General features: G+C 34.7%; 14 protein-coding genes and 1 pseudogene. All 15 read left to right on the top strand.

From position 1 onward, the window contains the following. Nucleotides 1-101: 101 nt before the first annotated feature. The 15 genes and pseudogenes from cls (at nt 102) to EGX96_RS10600 (ending at nt 17,387) form a co-directional block, all read left to right on the top strand. Nucleotides 102-1,697, top strand: coding sequence for a cardiolipin synthase (cls, locus tag EGX96_RS10675; RefSeq protein ID WP_001882869.1), 1,596 nt, complete (start codon nt 102-104; stop codon nt 1,695-1,697). 715 nt (nt 1,698-2,412) lie between these two features. Further along, nucleotides 2,413-2,757 (top strand): annotated as a pseudogene (gene fbsA, locus EGX96_RS10665) (fibrinogen-binding adhesin FbsA); the annotation flags it as partial. A 208-nt stretch (nt 2,758-2,965) separates the two neighbouring features. Then, nucleotides 2,966-4,042 (top strand): aspartate-semialdehyde dehydrogenase, encoded by a 1,077-nt coding sequence (locus EGX96_RS10660; protein ID WP_000542446.1) that lies wholly within the window; start codon nt 2,966-2,968, stop codon nt 4,040-4,042. 169 nt (nt 4,043-4,211) lie between these two features. Continuing rightward, nucleotides 4,212-4,550, top strand: a complete 339-nt coding sequence (locus EGX96_RS10655; RefSeq protein WP_001165747.1) for an ATP cone domain-containing protein — start codon at nt 4,212-4,214, stop codon at nt 4,548-4,550. A 130-nt stretch (nt 4,551-4,680) separates the two neighbouring features. Next, complete coding sequence (locus tag EGX96_RS10650; RefSeq protein ID WP_000025414.1) at nt 4,681-6,222, top strand: ABC-F family ATP-binding cassette domain-containing protein; 1,542 nt, start codon at nt 4,681-4,683, stop codon at nt 6,220-6,222. 39 nt (nt 6,223-6,261) lie between these two features. After that, nucleotides 6,262-7,494, top strand: a complete 1,233-nt coding sequence (locus EGX96_RS10645; protein WP_001178657.1) for a threonine/serine ThrE exporter family protein — start codon at nt 6,262-6,264, stop codon at nt 7,492-7,494. A 212-nt stretch (nt 7,495-7,706) separates the two neighbouring features. Beyond that, nucleotides 7,707-8,414 carry an orotidine-5'-phosphate decarboxylase gene (gene pyrF / locus EGX96_RS10640; protein WP_000890185.1) on the top strand — a complete coding sequence of 236 codons (708 nt, stop codon included), beginning with the start codon at nt 7,707-7,709 and terminating at the stop codon, nt 8,412-8,414. A gap of 12 nt (nt 8,415-8,426) precedes the next feature. Next, nucleotides 8,427-9,056, top strand: coding sequence for an orotate phosphoribosyltransferase (gene pyrE, locus EGX96_RS10635; protein ID WP_000362328.1), 630 nt, complete (start codon nt 8,427-8,429; stop codon nt 9,054-9,056). An 11-nt stretch (nt 9,057-9,067) separates the two neighbouring features. After that, nucleotides 9,068-10,360 carry a dihydroorotase gene (locus EGX96_RS10630; protein WP_000275479.1) on the top strand — a complete coding sequence of 431 codons (1,293 nt, stop codon included), beginning with the start codon at nt 9,068-9,070 and terminating at the stop codon, nt 10,358-10,360. A 164-nt stretch (nt 10,361-10,524) separates the two neighbouring features. Next, on the top strand, nt 10,525-11,448 hold the full coding sequence (locus EGX96_RS10625; protein WP_001016478.1) for an aspartate carbamoyltransferase catalytic subunit: 924 nt from the start codon (nt 10,525-10,527) through the stop codon (nt 11,446-11,448). Between the two features lie 13 nt (nt 11,449-11,461). Continuing rightward, nucleotides 11,462-12,538 carry a carbamoyl phosphate synthase small subunit gene (locus EGX96_RS10620; RefSeq protein ID WP_000826109.1) on the top strand — a complete coding sequence of 359 codons (1,077 nt, stop codon included), beginning with the start codon at nt 11,462-11,464 and terminating at the stop codon, nt 12,536-12,538. Nucleotides 12,539-12,568: 30 nt separating this feature from the next. Beyond that, nucleotides 12,569-15,751 (top strand): carbamoyl-phosphate synthase large subunit, encoded by a 3,183-nt coding sequence (carB, locus tag EGX96_RS10615; protein WP_001126466.1) that lies wholly within the window; start codon nt 12,569-12,571, stop codon nt 15,749-15,751. A 126-nt stretch (nt 15,752-15,877) separates the two neighbouring features. Beyond that, entirely contained in the window at nt 15,878-16,201 is a 324-nt protein-coding gene (locus EGX96_RS10610; RefSeq protein WP_000921241.1) for a hypothetical protein, read from the top strand. Further along, entirely contained in the window at nt 16,198-16,980 is a 783-nt protein-coding gene (locus EGX96_RS10605) for a lipase family protein (protein WP_000611754.1), read from the top strand. The genes EGX96_RS10610 and EGX96_RS10605 overlap by 4 nt, the downstream gene beginning before the upstream one ends. A gap of 116 nt (nt 16,981-17,096) precedes the next feature. Further along, a complete protein-coding gene (locus EGX96_RS10600) occupies nt 17,097-17,387 on the top strand; it encodes a WXG100 family type VII secretion target (protein ID WP_000057251.1) in 291 nt (96 codons plus the stop codon). Nucleotides 17,388-17,396: the final 9 nt, after the last annotated feature.

Below are 17,396 nucleotides of genomic sequence, written 5' to 3'. Positions count from 1 at the left end.
CTTGTGATGCTAGCCTCTTTTTATTGGGGATTAGATTTTAACTAGAGATAATTTAGAATAATAGAATGCTATTCAAGTGACAGTATGCTATAATAAAATGATTGATTTGGAGGGGGGAAAAACTTATCAGTAATAAAGTCAAAATTGTTCGTTTACTTAATAAGAGTAAGAAAAGTTTACTAAGGGGTATATTTAGTCGAACAACCGTTATCGCTATTTTATTGATTTTACAATTATTGTTTTTACTAGCCTCTTACTCATGGCTAGAGCAGTATCGTGTTTGGTTAGCAACCGTTGAGCATATCTTAACAATTGGAGCGGTCTTATATTTAGTTAATAGTGAAATGGATGCTTTGTCCCGAGTAACTTGGTTAATATTGGTAATGATTGCCCCTTTACTAGGGGCGATGTTCCTAATGTACACCAAATTTGACTGGGGTTATCGTGGTTTGAAACAAAGATTGGAGACATTGATTGATGAGAGTCAGATTTATCTAGAGGATGATCCTGAAACTTTGAATCAGCTTAAGTCAAGTACATCCACAACATATCATTTGGTTCAATATTTTGAAAAAGCACATGGAAATTTCCCAGTTTATCGAAATACTGATGTGACATTTCTACCAACGGGAGAAGCATTCTTTGAAAAAATGAAAGAAGAACTACTAAAAGCTAAAAAGTATATCTTTTTAGAATTCTTTATCATTGACGAAGGAATAATGTGGGGAGAAATACTTAGTATTTTAGAACAAAAGGTGGAAGAAGGTGTTGAAGTCCGTATCTTATATGATGGTATGATAGAAATTACAAAATTATCCTTTGATTATACGAAACGACTTGAGAAAATAGGAATAAAAGCAAAAGCATTTTCTCCGATTTCTCCTTTTATTTCAACTTATTATAACTATCGTGACCATCGAAAAATTGTTGTTATTGATGGAGTAGTAGGCATGACTGGTGGTGTAAACTTAGCCGATGAGTATATTAATCACATTGAGTTATTTGGGCATTGGAAAGATTCAGGTATTATGTTAAAGGGGAAAGCAGTGGATAGTTTCCTCCTACTTTTCTTACAGATGTGGTCCATTACTGAGAAAAAAATGTTAGTAGCGCCTTACCTCGGTGTACACGATGATTTAGTTGAAAATGAAGGCTATGTTATTCCTTATGGAGATTCTCCTTTAGACACTGATAAAGTAGGGGAAAATGTTTATATAGATATTCTTAATCATGCTAGAGAATATGTTTACATCATGACACCTTATTTAATATTAGACAGTGAATTGGAACATGCCATTCAGTTTGCTGCGGAACGTGGTGTAGATGTACGTATTATTATGCCGGGTATCCCAGATAAGCCAATCCCTTATGCTCTTGCTAAAACTTACTATCAAGCTTTAACAAAATCAGGTGTTAAAATATATGAATACACCCTTGGATTTGTTCATTCAAAAATATTCCTTAGTGATAATACAAAGGCTGTTGTAGGTACGATAAATCTTGATTACCGTAGCCTGTATCACCATTTTGAATGTGCTGTTTATCTTTATAAGGTAGATGCAATCCAAGACATTTATCGAGATTATATGGATACATTAAATAAATCAAGGTTAGTTAGCTTGAAAGATATAAATAATATTCCAAAATTCCAAAAAGTAATTGGCATAGTGACAAAAACTATTGCTCCCCTGCTTTAGAAATAATTTATTTTTAATTTAATATTAAAAGTAAACTGAAGAATCTAGTTATATTTAAAAAGTAAAGGTTGCATTTTAACTAAATTATGTTAAACTACTGTTATGCGATGAGTCGATATGTGGTTTTACCACTATTGCGCAGGGAGATTATAAACGCAGGAGCGGATCTTGATAAGTTGTGTGAACCTTCTTGTCACACTTGAAAAGGTGCCCTTAGCTTACTACTACTTGTAATTTCTTACAAATTGTGGTAAGTAGCTGAAAAGCAAAAAAGAAAGAACCAGTTTGGTTCTTTCTTTTTTGCATAAATAAGTCACAATTTCCTTCTTAAAATTATGTCTTTACTTAACTTTAATTGAATATGCTACCATCACATTCTTTGTAAAATTTTTAAATAATCTAGTTTCTGATGGTTTAGATGAAGTATTAAAAATATACTATTACCTCATTGTAAATCTTAATGTTAGTATGACTATCTATCATGCTTTATAATATTAAAGGAAAATTTAAAAATATCATGTTTTAGATATCAACTATTTAATTTTAAACATACAAATTAATAATAAATTGCAACTAAATAATAAATTATCTTGACATAACTTATAAAATGTTTTAATATATAATCTAAATAAAAGTAATAATAAAATGACTTTTAAAATTTAAAAAAAGTAAGGAGAAAATTAATTGTTCAATAAAATAGGTTTTAGAACTTGGAAATCAAAGTCAGGGCAATGTTTTAGAGCGTCGTCAACGCGATGTTGAGAACAAGAGCCAAGTAGGTCAACTTATAGGGAAAAATCCACTTCTTTCAAAGTCAATTATATCTAGAGAAAATAATCACTCTAGTCAAGGTGACTCTAACAAACAGTCATTCTCTAAAAAAGTATCTCAGGTTACTAATGTAGCTAATAGACCGATGTTAACTAATAATTCTAGAACAATTTCAGTGATAAATAAATTACCTAAAACAGGTGATGATCAAAATGTCATTTTTAAACTTGTAGGTTTTGGTTTAATTTTGTTAACAAGTCGCTGCGGTTTGAGACGCAATGAAAATTAAGTATAATCAATCATTTAGTAACTATATATAATGATATATGCAATCAATAAAAAGGAATCGGATACGAGATTCCTTTTTATAATTAGGTTGGTTAGGGTGACTTTTTTCATTTGGCTATTCTTGAAAGTTTATAAAAATGTAGTATAATAGTCACATTAAAATGTTTGGAAAATATTGATGAACAACATCAACAAATAGAGGTCATTATATGGGATATACCGTTGCTATCGTAGGTGCTACAGGTGCCGTAGGAACACAAATGATTCGTCAATTAGAACAATCGAATTTACCAATAGAACAAGTGAAACTTTTATCATCAAGTCGCTCAGCAGGTAAAATTTTACATTTTAAAGATGAGGCTATACGTGTTGAAGAGACAACAAAAGAATCATTTTACGATGTTGATATTGCCTTGTTTTCAGCTGGTGGATCTATTTCAGCAAAGTTCGCTCCTTATGCAGTAAAGTCTGGAGCAGTTGTAGTAGATAACACGTCATATTTTCGTCAGAATCCTGATGTTCCACTAGTTGTTCCTGAAGTAAATGCTCATGCCATGATTGGTCATAATGGTATCATAGCTTGCCCCAATTGTTCTACTATTCAAATGATGATTGCTTTAGAGCCCATTCGTCAAAAATGGGGGATAGAGCGTGTTATAGTTTCCACCTATCAAGCTGTTTCGGGTTCAGGTGCACGTGCTGTTGAAGAAACTAAGGAACAGTTGAGACAAGTTTTAAATGATAACCTTTCACCTGATCAATTAATTGCAACAGTCTTGCCATGTTCTAGCGATCAAAAACATTATCCTATCGCATTCAATGCATTACCTCAAATTGATATTTTTACTGATAATGATTATACGTACGAAGAAATGAAAATGACTTTGGAGACAAAGAAAATTATGGAAGATGCTACTATTAAGGTTTCAGCTACCTGCGTCCGTATTCCCGTTTTATCGGGGCATTCTGAGTCCATTTATATTGAGACGAAAGAATTAGCCTCAATCTCTGAAATTAAAAAGGCTATTGCAAATTTTCCTGGTGCCGTCCTACAAGACCTTCCATCTCAGCAAATTTACCCTCAAGCGATTAATGCTGTAGGCCATAGGGAGACCTTTGTTGGTCGTATTCGAAAAGACCTTGATCAAGAAAATGGTGTTCATATGTGGGTAGTTTCAGATAATCTACTGAAGGGGGCAGCTTGGAATTCTGTTCAAATTGCAGAAACATTGCATAAGAATGGGCTGGTTAAACCAGCAAAAGAGTTAAAATTTGAATTAATATAGAAGAATATGACATTGCTTAATACTTATGCTGACTGCTAGTGATATTGATTTTTCGTCAATATCAGGTAAAACACTTGACAAATTATGAAAACATTTGCATAATGAAATTAACAAATGAAAATGATTGCAAATCGTTTTAACATTGTTTCCACATTAAGGAGGGGCTCTTATGCAAATCATCAAACGTGATGGACAGATTGTTGAATTTGATCCTGAAAAAATCTACCAAGCTATCTTGAAAGCTGCTCAAACAGTTTATGTGCTTGATGAGTCACTTCGTCAAGACCTTGCTCAAGTGACTAAAAAAGTAATCTTAGATTTAGAGGATGCTCAGGTTGAACGACCAACGATCAATATGATTCAGTCTTTGGTTGAAAATCGTTTATTGGATGCAGGATACATTCATACTGCTGAACACTATATTTCATACCGTTTGCAACGTGATTTAGAGCGAAATGGCTATGATGATCAAATCACTGTTCATTTACACTTTGAAAAAATTAAGTAAGGTTTGACTTTTAAGTTTAAACTCTCTATACTTGTATATGGAACTTACTATGTAATGTACTAATTTAAAAACTTGTAGAGTGTCTCTATGAGTTTTTTAATAACCTCTATTATCAATCAAAGGATTTTAAATGAGTATTTTAGAAGTAAAAAACTTAAGTCACGGTTTTGGTGATCGTGCTATTTTTGAGAATGTTTCTTTTCGCCTTTTAAAAGGTGAACATATAGGACTTATTGGTGCTAATGGTGAAGGAAAATCAACATTCATGTCAATTGTCACAGGTCATCTTCAACCTGATGAAGGAAAAATTGAATGGTCAAAATATGTAACTGCTGGTTACCTTGATCAACATACTGTATTAGAAGAAGGTCAAACAGTTCGTGATGTTTTGCGAACAGCATTTGATGAACTTTTTAAAACAGAGGCACGTATCAATGATATATATATATCCATGGCAGATGATGGCGCAGATGTAGATAGCCTTATGGAAGAAGTTGGAGAACTACAAGATCGTTTAGAATCACGTGATTTTTATACACTTGATGCTAAAATTGATGAAGTTGCACGGGCATTAGGAGTTATGGATTTTGGTATGGATTCTGAAGTTACTGAATTATCTGGTGGTCAAAGGACAAAGGTTCTTTTAGCAAAACTGTTATTAGAAAAGCCAGACATCCTCCTGCTTGATGAGCCTACAAACTACCTTGATGCTGAACACATTGATTGGTTAAAACGCTATTTACAAAATTATGAAAATGCTTTTGTTTTAATCTCACACGATATTCCATTTTTGAACGATGTTATCAATATTGTCTATCATGTTGAAAATCAAGATTTAGTAAGATATTCCGGTGATTATACTAATTTTGAATCAGTCTATGCAATGAAAAAGGCTCAATTAGAAGCAGCCTATGAACGTCAACAAAAGGAAATAGCTGATTTACAAGATTTTGTTAATCGTAATAAAGCACGCGTCGCAACACGTAATATGGCAATGTCTCGTCAAAAGAAACTAGACAAAATGGATATTATTGAGTTACAAGCAGAGAAACCAAAGCCAAGTTTCGAATTTAAAGAATCTCGCACACCAGGACGTTTTATTTTCCAAGCTAAAGATCTTCAAATTGGATATGATCGTGCTTTAACAAAACCTCTAAACCTAACATTTGAACGTAATCAAAAAATAGCTATTGTTGGAGCAAATGGGATAGGAAAAACAACATTACTTAAGAGTTTACTAGGTATTATCCCCCCTATTTCTGGTAATGTTGAACGAGGTGATTTTATTGATTTAGGTTATTTTGAACAAGAAGTACCCGGAGGAAATCGCCAAACTCCACTCGAAGCAGTATGGGATGCTTTTCCTGCTTTGAACCAAGCAGAGGTTAGGGCAGCTCTTGCTCGTTGTGGTTTAACTTCAAAGCATATTGAAAGTCAGATTCAGGTGTTATCTGGTGGGGAGCAATCAAAGGTCAGATTTTGCTTATTAATGAATCGCGAAAATAATGTCCTTGTACTTGACGAACCAACCAATCATTTAGATGTAGATGCTAAAGATGAGTTAAAACGTGCTTTAAAAGCTTATAAGGGATCAATCTTGATGGTATGTCATGAACCGGACTTTTATGAAGGATGGATGGATGATGTTTGGGACTTTAACCAACTTAGTTAAGTGGCTAAGGTAATAAAGTAGAAGGCAGGGCCAAATAAGATGCAAAATGATATGAGCGTTGTTCTTAGAGCAGGTAAATTACTGATTGAAAGCGGAGCAGAAGTCTATCGTGTCGAAGACACAATGAAGCATTTTGCTAAGGCTCTTCAGATAGAAAATTTTGAAGCTTATGTGGTTAGTAGCAGTATTATCGCTTCCGGGATTAACCGCTATGGTAAACAAGAAGCTAAAGTATGCAATACAGATGGTGTAACAGCAAATTTAGGTAGACTTGAAGCTGTTAATAACCTTTCTAGGCAAATTGCTAAACAAGACTTAGTATCTCCAGAAGAAATTGTAAAGCAGTTAGACTTAATTGAACATCAAAAAGATTATAGTTTACTTGTTACTTTAATTTCTTATTTTTGTGGAGCGGGTAGTTTTTCTTTAGCCTTAGGTAGTTCCTTATTAGATTCATTTTCCGCTGCTGTAACAGGCTTAATTTTAGGATATTTTCTGAATTTGATGGAAAGTCGTATACATACAGGATTTCTTTTGACCATTCTAGGTAGTTCTGTAGTGGCTTTAAGTGCTAATTTATTATATTTTTCAGGATTAGGTGAGCATCGTAGCATTATTATATTAGGGGCACTAATGGTTATGGTGCCAGGGGCTGCCTTTGTTAATTCGGTGAGAGAATTTTCACAGAATAATTTTTCAACAGGTTTAGCTTTGATTATGTCTGCTTTACTCATTTGTATTTCTATATCAGCAGGTGTGGCTATTACAATTGAAATTATTCCGTTTGCAGAACAAATGACAGGTTCTTTTTCTGGTGTTCCTAATACCATCCTTGAGATTATCATCAGAACACTAATGGCCGGTTTAGGGACGATAGCCTTCTCTATTCTCTACCATGTTCCAAAACGTTATTTCCTTGACTTAGGTATACTAGGAGCAATATCTTGGATGCTCTACCTGATCTTATGGCAACAATTTCACATGGATGCTATAGCCGTATTTTTTCCAGGGCTTTTCATCACTTATTTTTCACGGCTATTAGCTGCTAAACGTAAGTGTCCTGCCACTGTCTTTTTAGCGACAAGTATGTTTCCTCTTATTCCAGGACTTAGCTTCTATAGAGCTGTTTACTTTTTATTGACGGGAGCAGATGCCGTAGCAATGGAATATTTTAGATCCTGTTTTGTAACAGCTTTTACAATTGCTATAGCAATCAGTATTGTACAGCAGATTCCTCTATCGTTCTTTATTAGACGTAAAATGATAAAATAATTTAGTATTTATTTGACAAAATGATTGTAAACTTGTAGAATACCTACAAATGTATCTTTAAGTGAGTCCAGAGAGGCGAACAAGGTCACCATCATAAGTCAAATAGCGAGTGCTTTTTCGCTAACTTTTTATGAAACCTTGCCCTCAGGCAAGGTTTTTTGTGTCATACTGGTACATTTCCAACAATTATTATTTCTATAGAGAGGAATTATATGTTAGAAAAATGCCCTATCCCTATCATTGCCTTAGATTTTTCTGATTTGGCTTCTGTAACAACTTTTTTAGAACATTTTCCAAAAGAAGAATTGCTTTTTGTCAAAATAGGAATGGAGCTTTATTATTCCGAAGGTCCCTCAATTATTAGATATATTAAATCCTTAGGACATCGCATTTTTTTGGATTTAAAATTACATGATATCCCTAATACAGTTCGATCATCTATGTCTGTCTTAGCCAAATTAGGCATTGATATGACTAATGTGCATGCTGCAGGAGGAGTCGAAATGATGAAAGCAGCTAGAGAAGGTTTGGGGGAGGGTCCAATACTATTAGCAGTGACACAATTAACCTCGACTTCACAAGAACAAATGCAGGTGGATCAACATATTAACTTAAGTGTAGTTGATTCGGTTTGCCATTATGCTCAAAAAGCTCAAGAAGCAGGCTTAGATGGAGTAGTCGCATCGGCTCAAGAGGTAAAGCAAATCAAGAAACAGACTAACGAACATTTCATTTGCTTAACGCCTGGTATCAGACCTCCACAAACCAATCAGTTAGATGATCAAAAAAGAACGATGACTCCTGAGCAAGCACGTATAGTTGGGGCTGATTATATCGTTGTGGGAAGACCTATAACGAAAGCAGAAAATCCATATCAAGCATATCTAGAGATAAAAGAAGAATGGAATCGTATTAAATAAAGGAGTACTGAGATGGATTTAGCAAGACAGATTGCCATGGAACTATTAGATATTCAAGCTGTTTACTTAAGACCCCAACAACCCTTTACTTGGGCTTCGGGGGTCAAATCGCCAATTTACACTGATAATCGTGTAACCTTATCGTATCCTGAGACAAGGACACTGATTGAAAATGGTTTTGTTAAACAAATACAGAAACATTTCCCAAACGTTGATATCATAGCAGGGACAGCGACTGCAGGCATACCACATGGCGCTATTATAGCTGATAAGATGAACTTGCCCTTTGCCTATATACGATCGAAGGCAAAGGATCATGGTGTGGGGAATCAAATCGAGGGACGTGTTTACTCAGGCCAAAAAATGGTTATCATTGAAGATTTGATTTCAACAGGAGGATCTGTTTTAGAGGCTGTTACGGCTGCGCAGAGTCAAGGTATTGAGGTTTTAGGGGTAGTAGCGATATTTACATATCAATTAGCTAAGGCTGAACAAGCATTTCGTGAAGCTGATATTCCTTTGGTGACTTTGACGGATTACAATCAATTAATTAAAGTTGCTAAAGTTAATGGATATATTACAGCTGACCAACTGGTATTACTGAAAAAATTTAAAGAAGATCAAATGAATTGGCAAAGTTAGAGAGGACAGATATGTATATCATTAAAAACGGATTGATTATCGACCCTCAAAGTGGTTTTAATCAAGTATCAGACATGCTGATTGATCAAGGAAAAATTAAACAAATATCGAAAGAAATTGATATTAAAGGCATTCCAATCATTGATGCAAGCAATAAAATTGTAGCTCCAGGATTAGTCGATATTCATGTACATTTTCGTGAGCCTGGACAGACACATAAAGAAAATATCCATACAGGGGCCCTATCAGCTGCAGTAGGTGGTTTTACGACAGTTCTTATGATGGCCAATACTAACCCAACGATTTCTAGCCCAGAAATTGTAAAACAAGTTAAGGAGAGTGCAGCAAAAGAAGCAATTAAGATTGAAACAGTTGCTACAATTACTAAATCTCTGAATGGTAAAGATTTAGTTAATTTCGAAGAACTATTAGAGGCTGGAGTTGCTGGATTCTCAGACGATGGTATTCCTTTGACAGATACTAAGGTTTTGCAAGAAGCTATGAACTTAGCTAGAAAACATGATGTTGTCCTATCGTTACATGAAGAAGATCCATCGTTAAATGGTGTCCTTGGTATCAACGAACATATTGCTCAGAAAATTTATCATGTCTGTGGAGCTAGTGGTCTTGCTGAATATTCAATGATTGCGCGAGATGCTATGATTGCTTACCAAACACAGGCGAAAGTCCATATCCAGCATTTGTCAAGTTCAGAATCAGTAGAAGTAGTTGATTTTGCGCAGAAGCTTGGTGCTAACTTAACAGCAGAAGTAACCCCCCAACATTTTTCAAAGACAGAGAACTTACTTTTAACTAAGGGTGCTAATGCAAAATTAAACCCACCACTGCGACTTGAAAAGGATAGACAAGCCCTCATTGATGGACTTAAAAGTGGTGTTATTTCAATTATTGCAAGTGACCACGCTCCCCATCATATTATGGAGAAAGCAGCAGATAATATTAGTCAAGCGCCCTCTGGTATGACTGGCTTAGAGACATCATTAGCCTTAGGGATTACTTATTTAGTATCTACTAAAGAACTCTCAATGATTGACTTTTTGGCAAAAATGACATGTAATCCTGCACAGTTATATGGATTTGATGCAGGTTATCTCAGAGAAGGTGGACCTGCAGATATCGTTATTTTTGATCAAGCTGAAGAGAGAATAATAAAGGCAGAATTTGCCTCCAAATCCAGCAACTCTCCTTTTATCGGTGATAAATTGAAGGGAGTTATTCACTACACAATTTGCAATGGTGAAATAGTCTATCAAAAAGATAGCCACGCAGCGACATTGGTATAGGTAAAACATTTCTTATTAATATCCTTTAAGGTATTGTCCAGAGAGGCAAACAAGGAATTGCGTTAACAAATAGTAAGTTAGTTCCCTATCTAGCTTACTATTTTGCAGAGCCTCCTTGTTTTAGGAGGCTTTTTTCTAGCTAAAATTTATAGAAAGAAATTATCATGAATCATCAAACACAAACACTTTCATTAGAACATTTTGTCAGTTTAGAAGAATTATCAAATCAAGAAGTTATGTCTTTGATAAAGAGAAGTATCGAAGTTAAAGAAAATCCTAGCAACATTGGTTTTGATAAAGATTACTATGTGTCAAATCTCTTTTTTGAGAATTCAACAAGAACACATAAGTCATTTGAAATGGCAGAACTCAAATTAGGATTAAAAACAATTGAATTTAATGCTGATACAAGTTCTGTTAATAAAGGAGAAACCCTTTATGACACTATCTTAACAATGAGTGCTCTAAGATTGGACGTTTGTGTCATTAGGCATCCTGATATTGACTATTATAAAGAATTGATTGCTAGTCCGAACATTCATTCAGCTATTGTCAATGGGGGTGATGGCTCAGGCCAACATCCAAGCCAATCACTTTTGGATTTGGTAACTATTTACGAAGAATTTGGATACTTCAAAGGGCTAAAAATTGCGATTGTAGGAGATTTAACTCACTCACGGGTAGCTAAATCTAACATGCAAGTGCTAAAACGATTAGGAGCTGAAATTTTCTTTTCTGGACCCAAAGAATGGTATAGTAGTCAATTCGATGAATATGGGCAATATTTACCAATAGATCAGTTAGTTGATCAAATTGATGTCCTTATGCTTTTACGTGTTCAACACGAACGTCATGATGGTAAAGGGGTGTTTTCAAAAGAAAGCTATCATCAACAATTTGGTCTTACAAAAGAACGCTATAAACATTTAAGGGATACAGCAATTATTATGCACCCAGCACCCGTCAATAGGGATGTAGAGATTGCTAGCGATTTGGTAGAAGCAGATAAGGCTCGAATAGTGAAACAGATGAGTAATGGCGTCTATGCAAGGATAGCTATCTTAGAAGCAGTGCTCAATAGCAGATAATAAAGGAGATAAAATGAAGCGTCTATTATTACTGGAAGATGGTAGTGTGTTTGAGGGTGAGGCTTTCGGAGCGGATGTAGAAACAAGTGGTGAAATCGTTTTTAGTACAGGAATGACAGGGTATCAAGAATCTATAACAGATCAATCTTACAACGGTCAAATTATTACTTTTACTTATCCTCTTATTGGAAATTATGGGATAAATCGAGACGATTACGAATCTATTAGACCAACATGTAAGGGAGTAGTTATTTATGAATGGGCAGAGTATCCAAGTAACTGGCGTCAACAGATGACACTTGATGAATTTTTAAAATTAAAAGGAATACCTGGAATTTCAGGTATAGATACTCGAGCATTAACAAAAATTATTCGAAAACATGGAACAATGAAAGCTTGTTTAATAAACGAGGGAAATTCTATTCATGAAGCACTAGAAAACCTTCAAAAAAGTGTTCTTTTAAATGATCAAATTGAACAAGTATCAACCAAATTAGCTTATGCTTCGCCTGGAGTTGGCAAAAATATTGTATTAGTTGACTTTGGTTTAAAACATTCTATTCTAAGAGAACTGTCACAACGTCAATGTCATATTACAGTCGTTCCTCATACTACGACAGCGCAAGAAATCTTAAATCTCAATCCAGATGGAGTACTCTTATCTAACGGCCCTGGGAACCCAGAACAATTACCGAATGCTTTACAAATGATCCAAGAAATTCAAGGTAAAATTCCAATTTTTGGTATTTGTATGGGACATCAACTATTTGCTAAAGCTAATGGTGCAAAGACTTATAAAATGACTTTTGGTCATCGAGGTTTTAATCATGCTGTTCGTCATTTGCAAACAGGACAGGTTGATTTTACAAGTCAAAATCATGGTTATGCTGTCTCGAGAGAAGATTTCCCTGAGGCTCTCTTCATTACACATGAAGAGATTAATGATAAAACTGTCGAAGGTGTTCGACATAAATACTATCCTGCCTTTTCAGTGCAGTTTCACCCAGATGCAGCACCAGGGCCGCATGATACATCTTATCTTTTTGATGAATTTATTAATATGATTGATGATTTCCAGCAAAAAAGCTAGCTTTAAAATATAGAATTAGAGGAGTTTGATATGCCAAAGCGCACAGACATACGTAAAATTATGGTTATCGGTTCTGGCCCGATTGTGATTGGACAAGCAGCAGAGTTTGACTATTCTGGTACACAAGCCTGTCTCTCTTTAAAAGAGGAGGGATACCAAGTTGTTTTGGTCAATTCGAATCCAGCTACTATCATGACAGATAAAGATATTGCTGATAAAGTTTATATTGAACCTATTACCTTGGAGTTTGTCACAAGAATTCTCAGGAAGGAAAGACCTGATGCTCTCCTTCCAACTCTTGGAGGTCAAACTGGATTGAATATGGCTATGGCTCTATCAAAAAATGGTATCCTAGAAGAATTGAATGTTGAACTATTAGGGACCAAATTATCAGCCATTGATAAAGCTGAAGATCGTGATTTATTTAAACAGTTGATGGAAGAACTCAATCAACCTATTCCAGAATCTGAGATTGTTAATTCGGTAGAAGAAGCTATTCAATTTGCAGAGCAAATCGGGTATCCATTAATTGTTCGTCCTGCCTTTACTTTAGGAGGTACAGGTGGAGGCATGTGCGATAATCAAGAACAATTGGTTGACATCACGACGAAGGGGTTAAAGTTATCGCCTGTGACACAGTGCCTTATTGAACGTTCAATTGCTGGCTTTAAAGAGATTGAATACGAAGTTATGCGTGATGCAGCAGATAACGCTCTTGTTGTTTGTAATATGGAGAATTTTGATCCTGTTGGTATCCATACAGGGGACTCTATAGTTTTTGCACCCGCACAAACGTTATCTGATGTGGAAAATCAGTTATTACGAGATGCGAGTTTAGATATTATAAGAGCTTTGAAAATTGAAGGAGGATGCAATGTTCAACTAGCCCTTGATCCGAATAGTTTTAAATACTATGTCATTGAAGTTAATCCAAGAGTATCAAGATCTTCTGCTTTAGCTTCAAAAGCTACTGGATATCCAATTGCTAAATTAGCAGCTAAGATAGCTGTTGGTTTGACACTAGATGAGGTAATTAATCCTATTACAAAAACGACTTACGCTATGTTTGAACCTGCTTTAGATTACGTAGTCGCAAAAATGCCGAGATTTCCTTTTGATAAATTTGAAAGTGGCGATAGAAAATTGGGAACACAGATGAAAGCTACAGGCGAAGTCATGGCAATAGGACGGAATATAGAAGAATCTTTGTTGAAAGCTTGTCGTTCACTAGAAATAGGTGTCGATCACATTAAAATAGCAGATTTAGATAATGTATCAGATGATGTTTTATTAGAAAAAATAAGAAAGGCAGAAGATGATCGCTTATTTTATCTAGCAGAAGCTTTACGTAGACATTATAGTATTGAAAAATTAGCAAGTTTGACTAGCATTGATTCTTTCTTCCTTGATAAGTTAAGAGTGATTGTAGAGTTAGAAGATCTATTATCTAAAAACAGACTGGATATCAATATTCTCAAAAAGGTTAAAAATAAAGGTTTTTCAGATAAAGCTATAGCGAGTTTATGGCAAATAAACGAAGATCAAGTTCGTAACATGCGAAAAGAAGCAGGAATTCTTCCAGTTTATAAGATGGTTGATACATGTGCGTCTGAGTTTGATTCAGCAACGCCCTACTTTTATTCGACTTATGCCGTAGAAAACGAGTCATTGATATCAGATAAAGCCTCTATTTTGGTTTTAGGATCGGGCCCAATCCGAATTGGACAGGGAGTTGAATTTGATTATGCAACGGTTCATTCTGTTAAAGCCATCAGAGAGTCTGGTTTTGAAGCGATTATCATGAACTCTAATCCAGAGACGGTCTCAACGGATTTCTCTATTTCAGATAAGCTTTACTTTGAACCTTTGACTTTTGAAGATGTTATGAATGTTATTGACTTAGAAAAACCTGAAGGGGTCATCTTACAATTCGGTGGTCAGACTGCTATTAATCTAGCAAAAGATTTAAACAAGGCAGGGGTTAAAATACTAGGCACACAATTAGAAGATTTGGATCGTGCTGAAAATAGAAAACAATTTGAAGCCACTTTACAAGCTCTAAATATCCCTCAACCACCAGGTTTTACCGCCACTACGGAGGAAGAGGCAGTTAATGCAGCGCAAAAGATTGGTTATCCCGTGTTGGTTAGACCATCATATGTTCTTGGTGGACGAGCTATGAAGATAGTTGAAAACGAAGAAGATTTACGTCATTATATGACAACCGCGGTAAAGGCAAGCCCAGATCATCCAGTGCTTATAGATGCATACCTTATAGGTAAAGAATGTGAGGTTGATGCTATATCCGATGGTCAGAATATACTGATTCCTGGAATAATGGAACATATAGAGCGATCTGGTGTTCATTCAGGAGATTCCATGGCTGTATATCCTCCTCAAACATTGTCTGAGACCATTATCGAAACTATTGTAGATTATACAAAACGCTTAGCAATTGGATTAAACTGTATCGGTATGATGAATATTCAGTTTGTAATCAAGGATCAGAAAGTATATGTTATTGAAGTTAATCCTCGTGCTAGTAGAACACTTCCATTCTTATCAAAAGTAACTCACATTCCTATGGCCCAAGTAGCAACAAAAGTTATCTTAGGAGATAAACTCTGCAATTTTACATATGGTTATGATCTCTATCCAGCTTCAGATATGGTCCACATTAAAGCCCCTGTCTTTAGTTTTACCAAACTTGCTAAAGTAGATAGTTTATTAGGTCCTGAAATGAAATCAACAGGCGAAGTGATGGGATCAGATATTAATCTTCAGAAAGCCTTGTATAAAGCCTTTGAAGCAGCATATCTCCATATGCCAGACTATGGTAACATTGTTTTTACAGTAGATGATACAGATAAAGAAGAAGCTTTAGAACTTGCAAAAGTCTATCAAAGTATTGGTTATCGTATTTATGCTACCCAAGGGACTGCAATTTATTTTGATGCTAATGGTTTAGAGACAGTTTTAGTAGGTAAGTTAGGAGAGAACGATCGAAATCATATTCCTGATTTAATTAAAAATGGTAAGATTCAAGCAGTTATCAACACAGTTGGACAAAATAACATTGATAACCATGATGCTCTCATCATCAGACGTTCTGCAATTGAACAAGGAGTTCCTCTATTTACATCTTTAGATACTGCACATGCAATGTTCAAAGTTCTTGAAAGCAGAGCATTTACATTAAAAGTACTAGATTAATCAAACGATCAAGGTAAAATTAACTTCCAGCAAAACAGAATCGGACTAGATTAAATATAGCTTGTTCTGTTTTTATAAAAAAAGCCTAATTGTGATAAAATAGGGAACAAACTTAAGGAGTTAATTATGTTAAAAACACGAACACATATTAATGAATTAGAAACAAAAATCGCCCTTGATTTAGTACACAGATATCTAGGTATTCAACAACTTGTTTTTTCAAAGTGGAGGCATTCTTTAGAAACTGGTTCATGGTCTTCTATTATAACAATAAATGGCGTTAATATTATCAATTACATTGTTGATGATATTAGTGACAGTAATAGTATTTCAGGTATTATTTGTCATCCTAAAAGTTTTCATCTCAGACCTAGAGAAAAAAAGGAACCTATTCAGTCTATTGATGAGTTAGATATCACCTGGTCTTTGAATAGAGAGGAAAATGAATGATTCCAGATAGTAGTTTTAAAGTGCTATCAGATATGGCATATAATATTGAAAAATCCAAAGCAGAAAGTAATGGACACCTTCAAATTATAGAAGGTAGTCAAATTATTGATTTCCATCAAAAACGCTCTTTTATGGTATTAGAGGTTAATGATGATATCAATAATGGTATGCAGGCTATGGCATGTCAGTCTTTGGATGAAAGTAATCATATTGTTATAGCATATTCAGGAACGAACGCTTTTAATAAGAAAGATATCTTAACAGATATCGATTCAGTTGTATTGGGGAAGAACAATAAATTGCTAACTTGTCCTTCAAGTATTACCCTGAGAGAGGATGGCATTTCTCTGCCTTGTAAAAATCCAAGTCAAATTACAACATCTAAACTATTTGCACAAAAAATTAAGATGAACTATCCTGATGCAACCCTCTGGTTAACAGGCCATTCTCTAGGTGGTTATTTGGCCATGATTGTGGCTTCAGAAATGAGATTATCAGCGCGTGTTTTTAATTCCCCTAGTCCCATTAACAATATGTCTGAAGCAGCCACATCCTATGTAATTTCACATCCAGAGAAGTATCATAGTTACCGTATTAATAAAGATTACATTGGTAATTTTGGTATTAATAGTTCAGATGATAAATTAGGTATTTCTAAAAGAGTCAATGCTAAGAAGCAACATGGTTTTTATAAAAAGATTTTCTTTCACGAATTGACACGATTTCGATTAAATCAACAAGGACAGATTGTTGATATAGATGAAAATAAACAGGATTAAACAATAACATTAAAAATAATTTTAAATAATGCAGTAAATTTGAATATATTTTAAAAAATATGTTGTAATAATTATGCAGTTGTTGCAAAAGTGTTTATAGAAAAAGGAGAAAATTTATGGCACAAATTAAATTAACACCAGAAGAACTTCGCTCATCAGCACAAAAGTACACAGCTGGTTCTCAACAAGTAACAGAAGTTCTTAATTTGCTTACTCAAGAGCAAGCAGTTATTGACGAAAATTGGGATGGATCTACTTTTGATTCTTTTGAAGCACAATTCAATGAATTATCTCCAAAAATTACAGAATTTGCTCAATTACTCGAAGATATTAACCAGCAATTATTAAAAGTTGCAGATATCATTGAGCAGACGGATGCAGATATTGCTTCTCAAATTAGTGGATAGTATCGTATC

Origin of the sequence: Streptococcus sp. FDAARGOS_520, assembly GCF_003812685.1 — a bacterium.
Lineage (GTDB): Bacteria > Bacillota > Bacilli > Lactobacillales > Streptococcaceae > Streptococcus > Streptococcus agalactiae.
The sequence above is the reverse complement of the archived record's forward strand: the minus strand, read 5'-3'. Positions and strand labels throughout refer to the sequence as shown.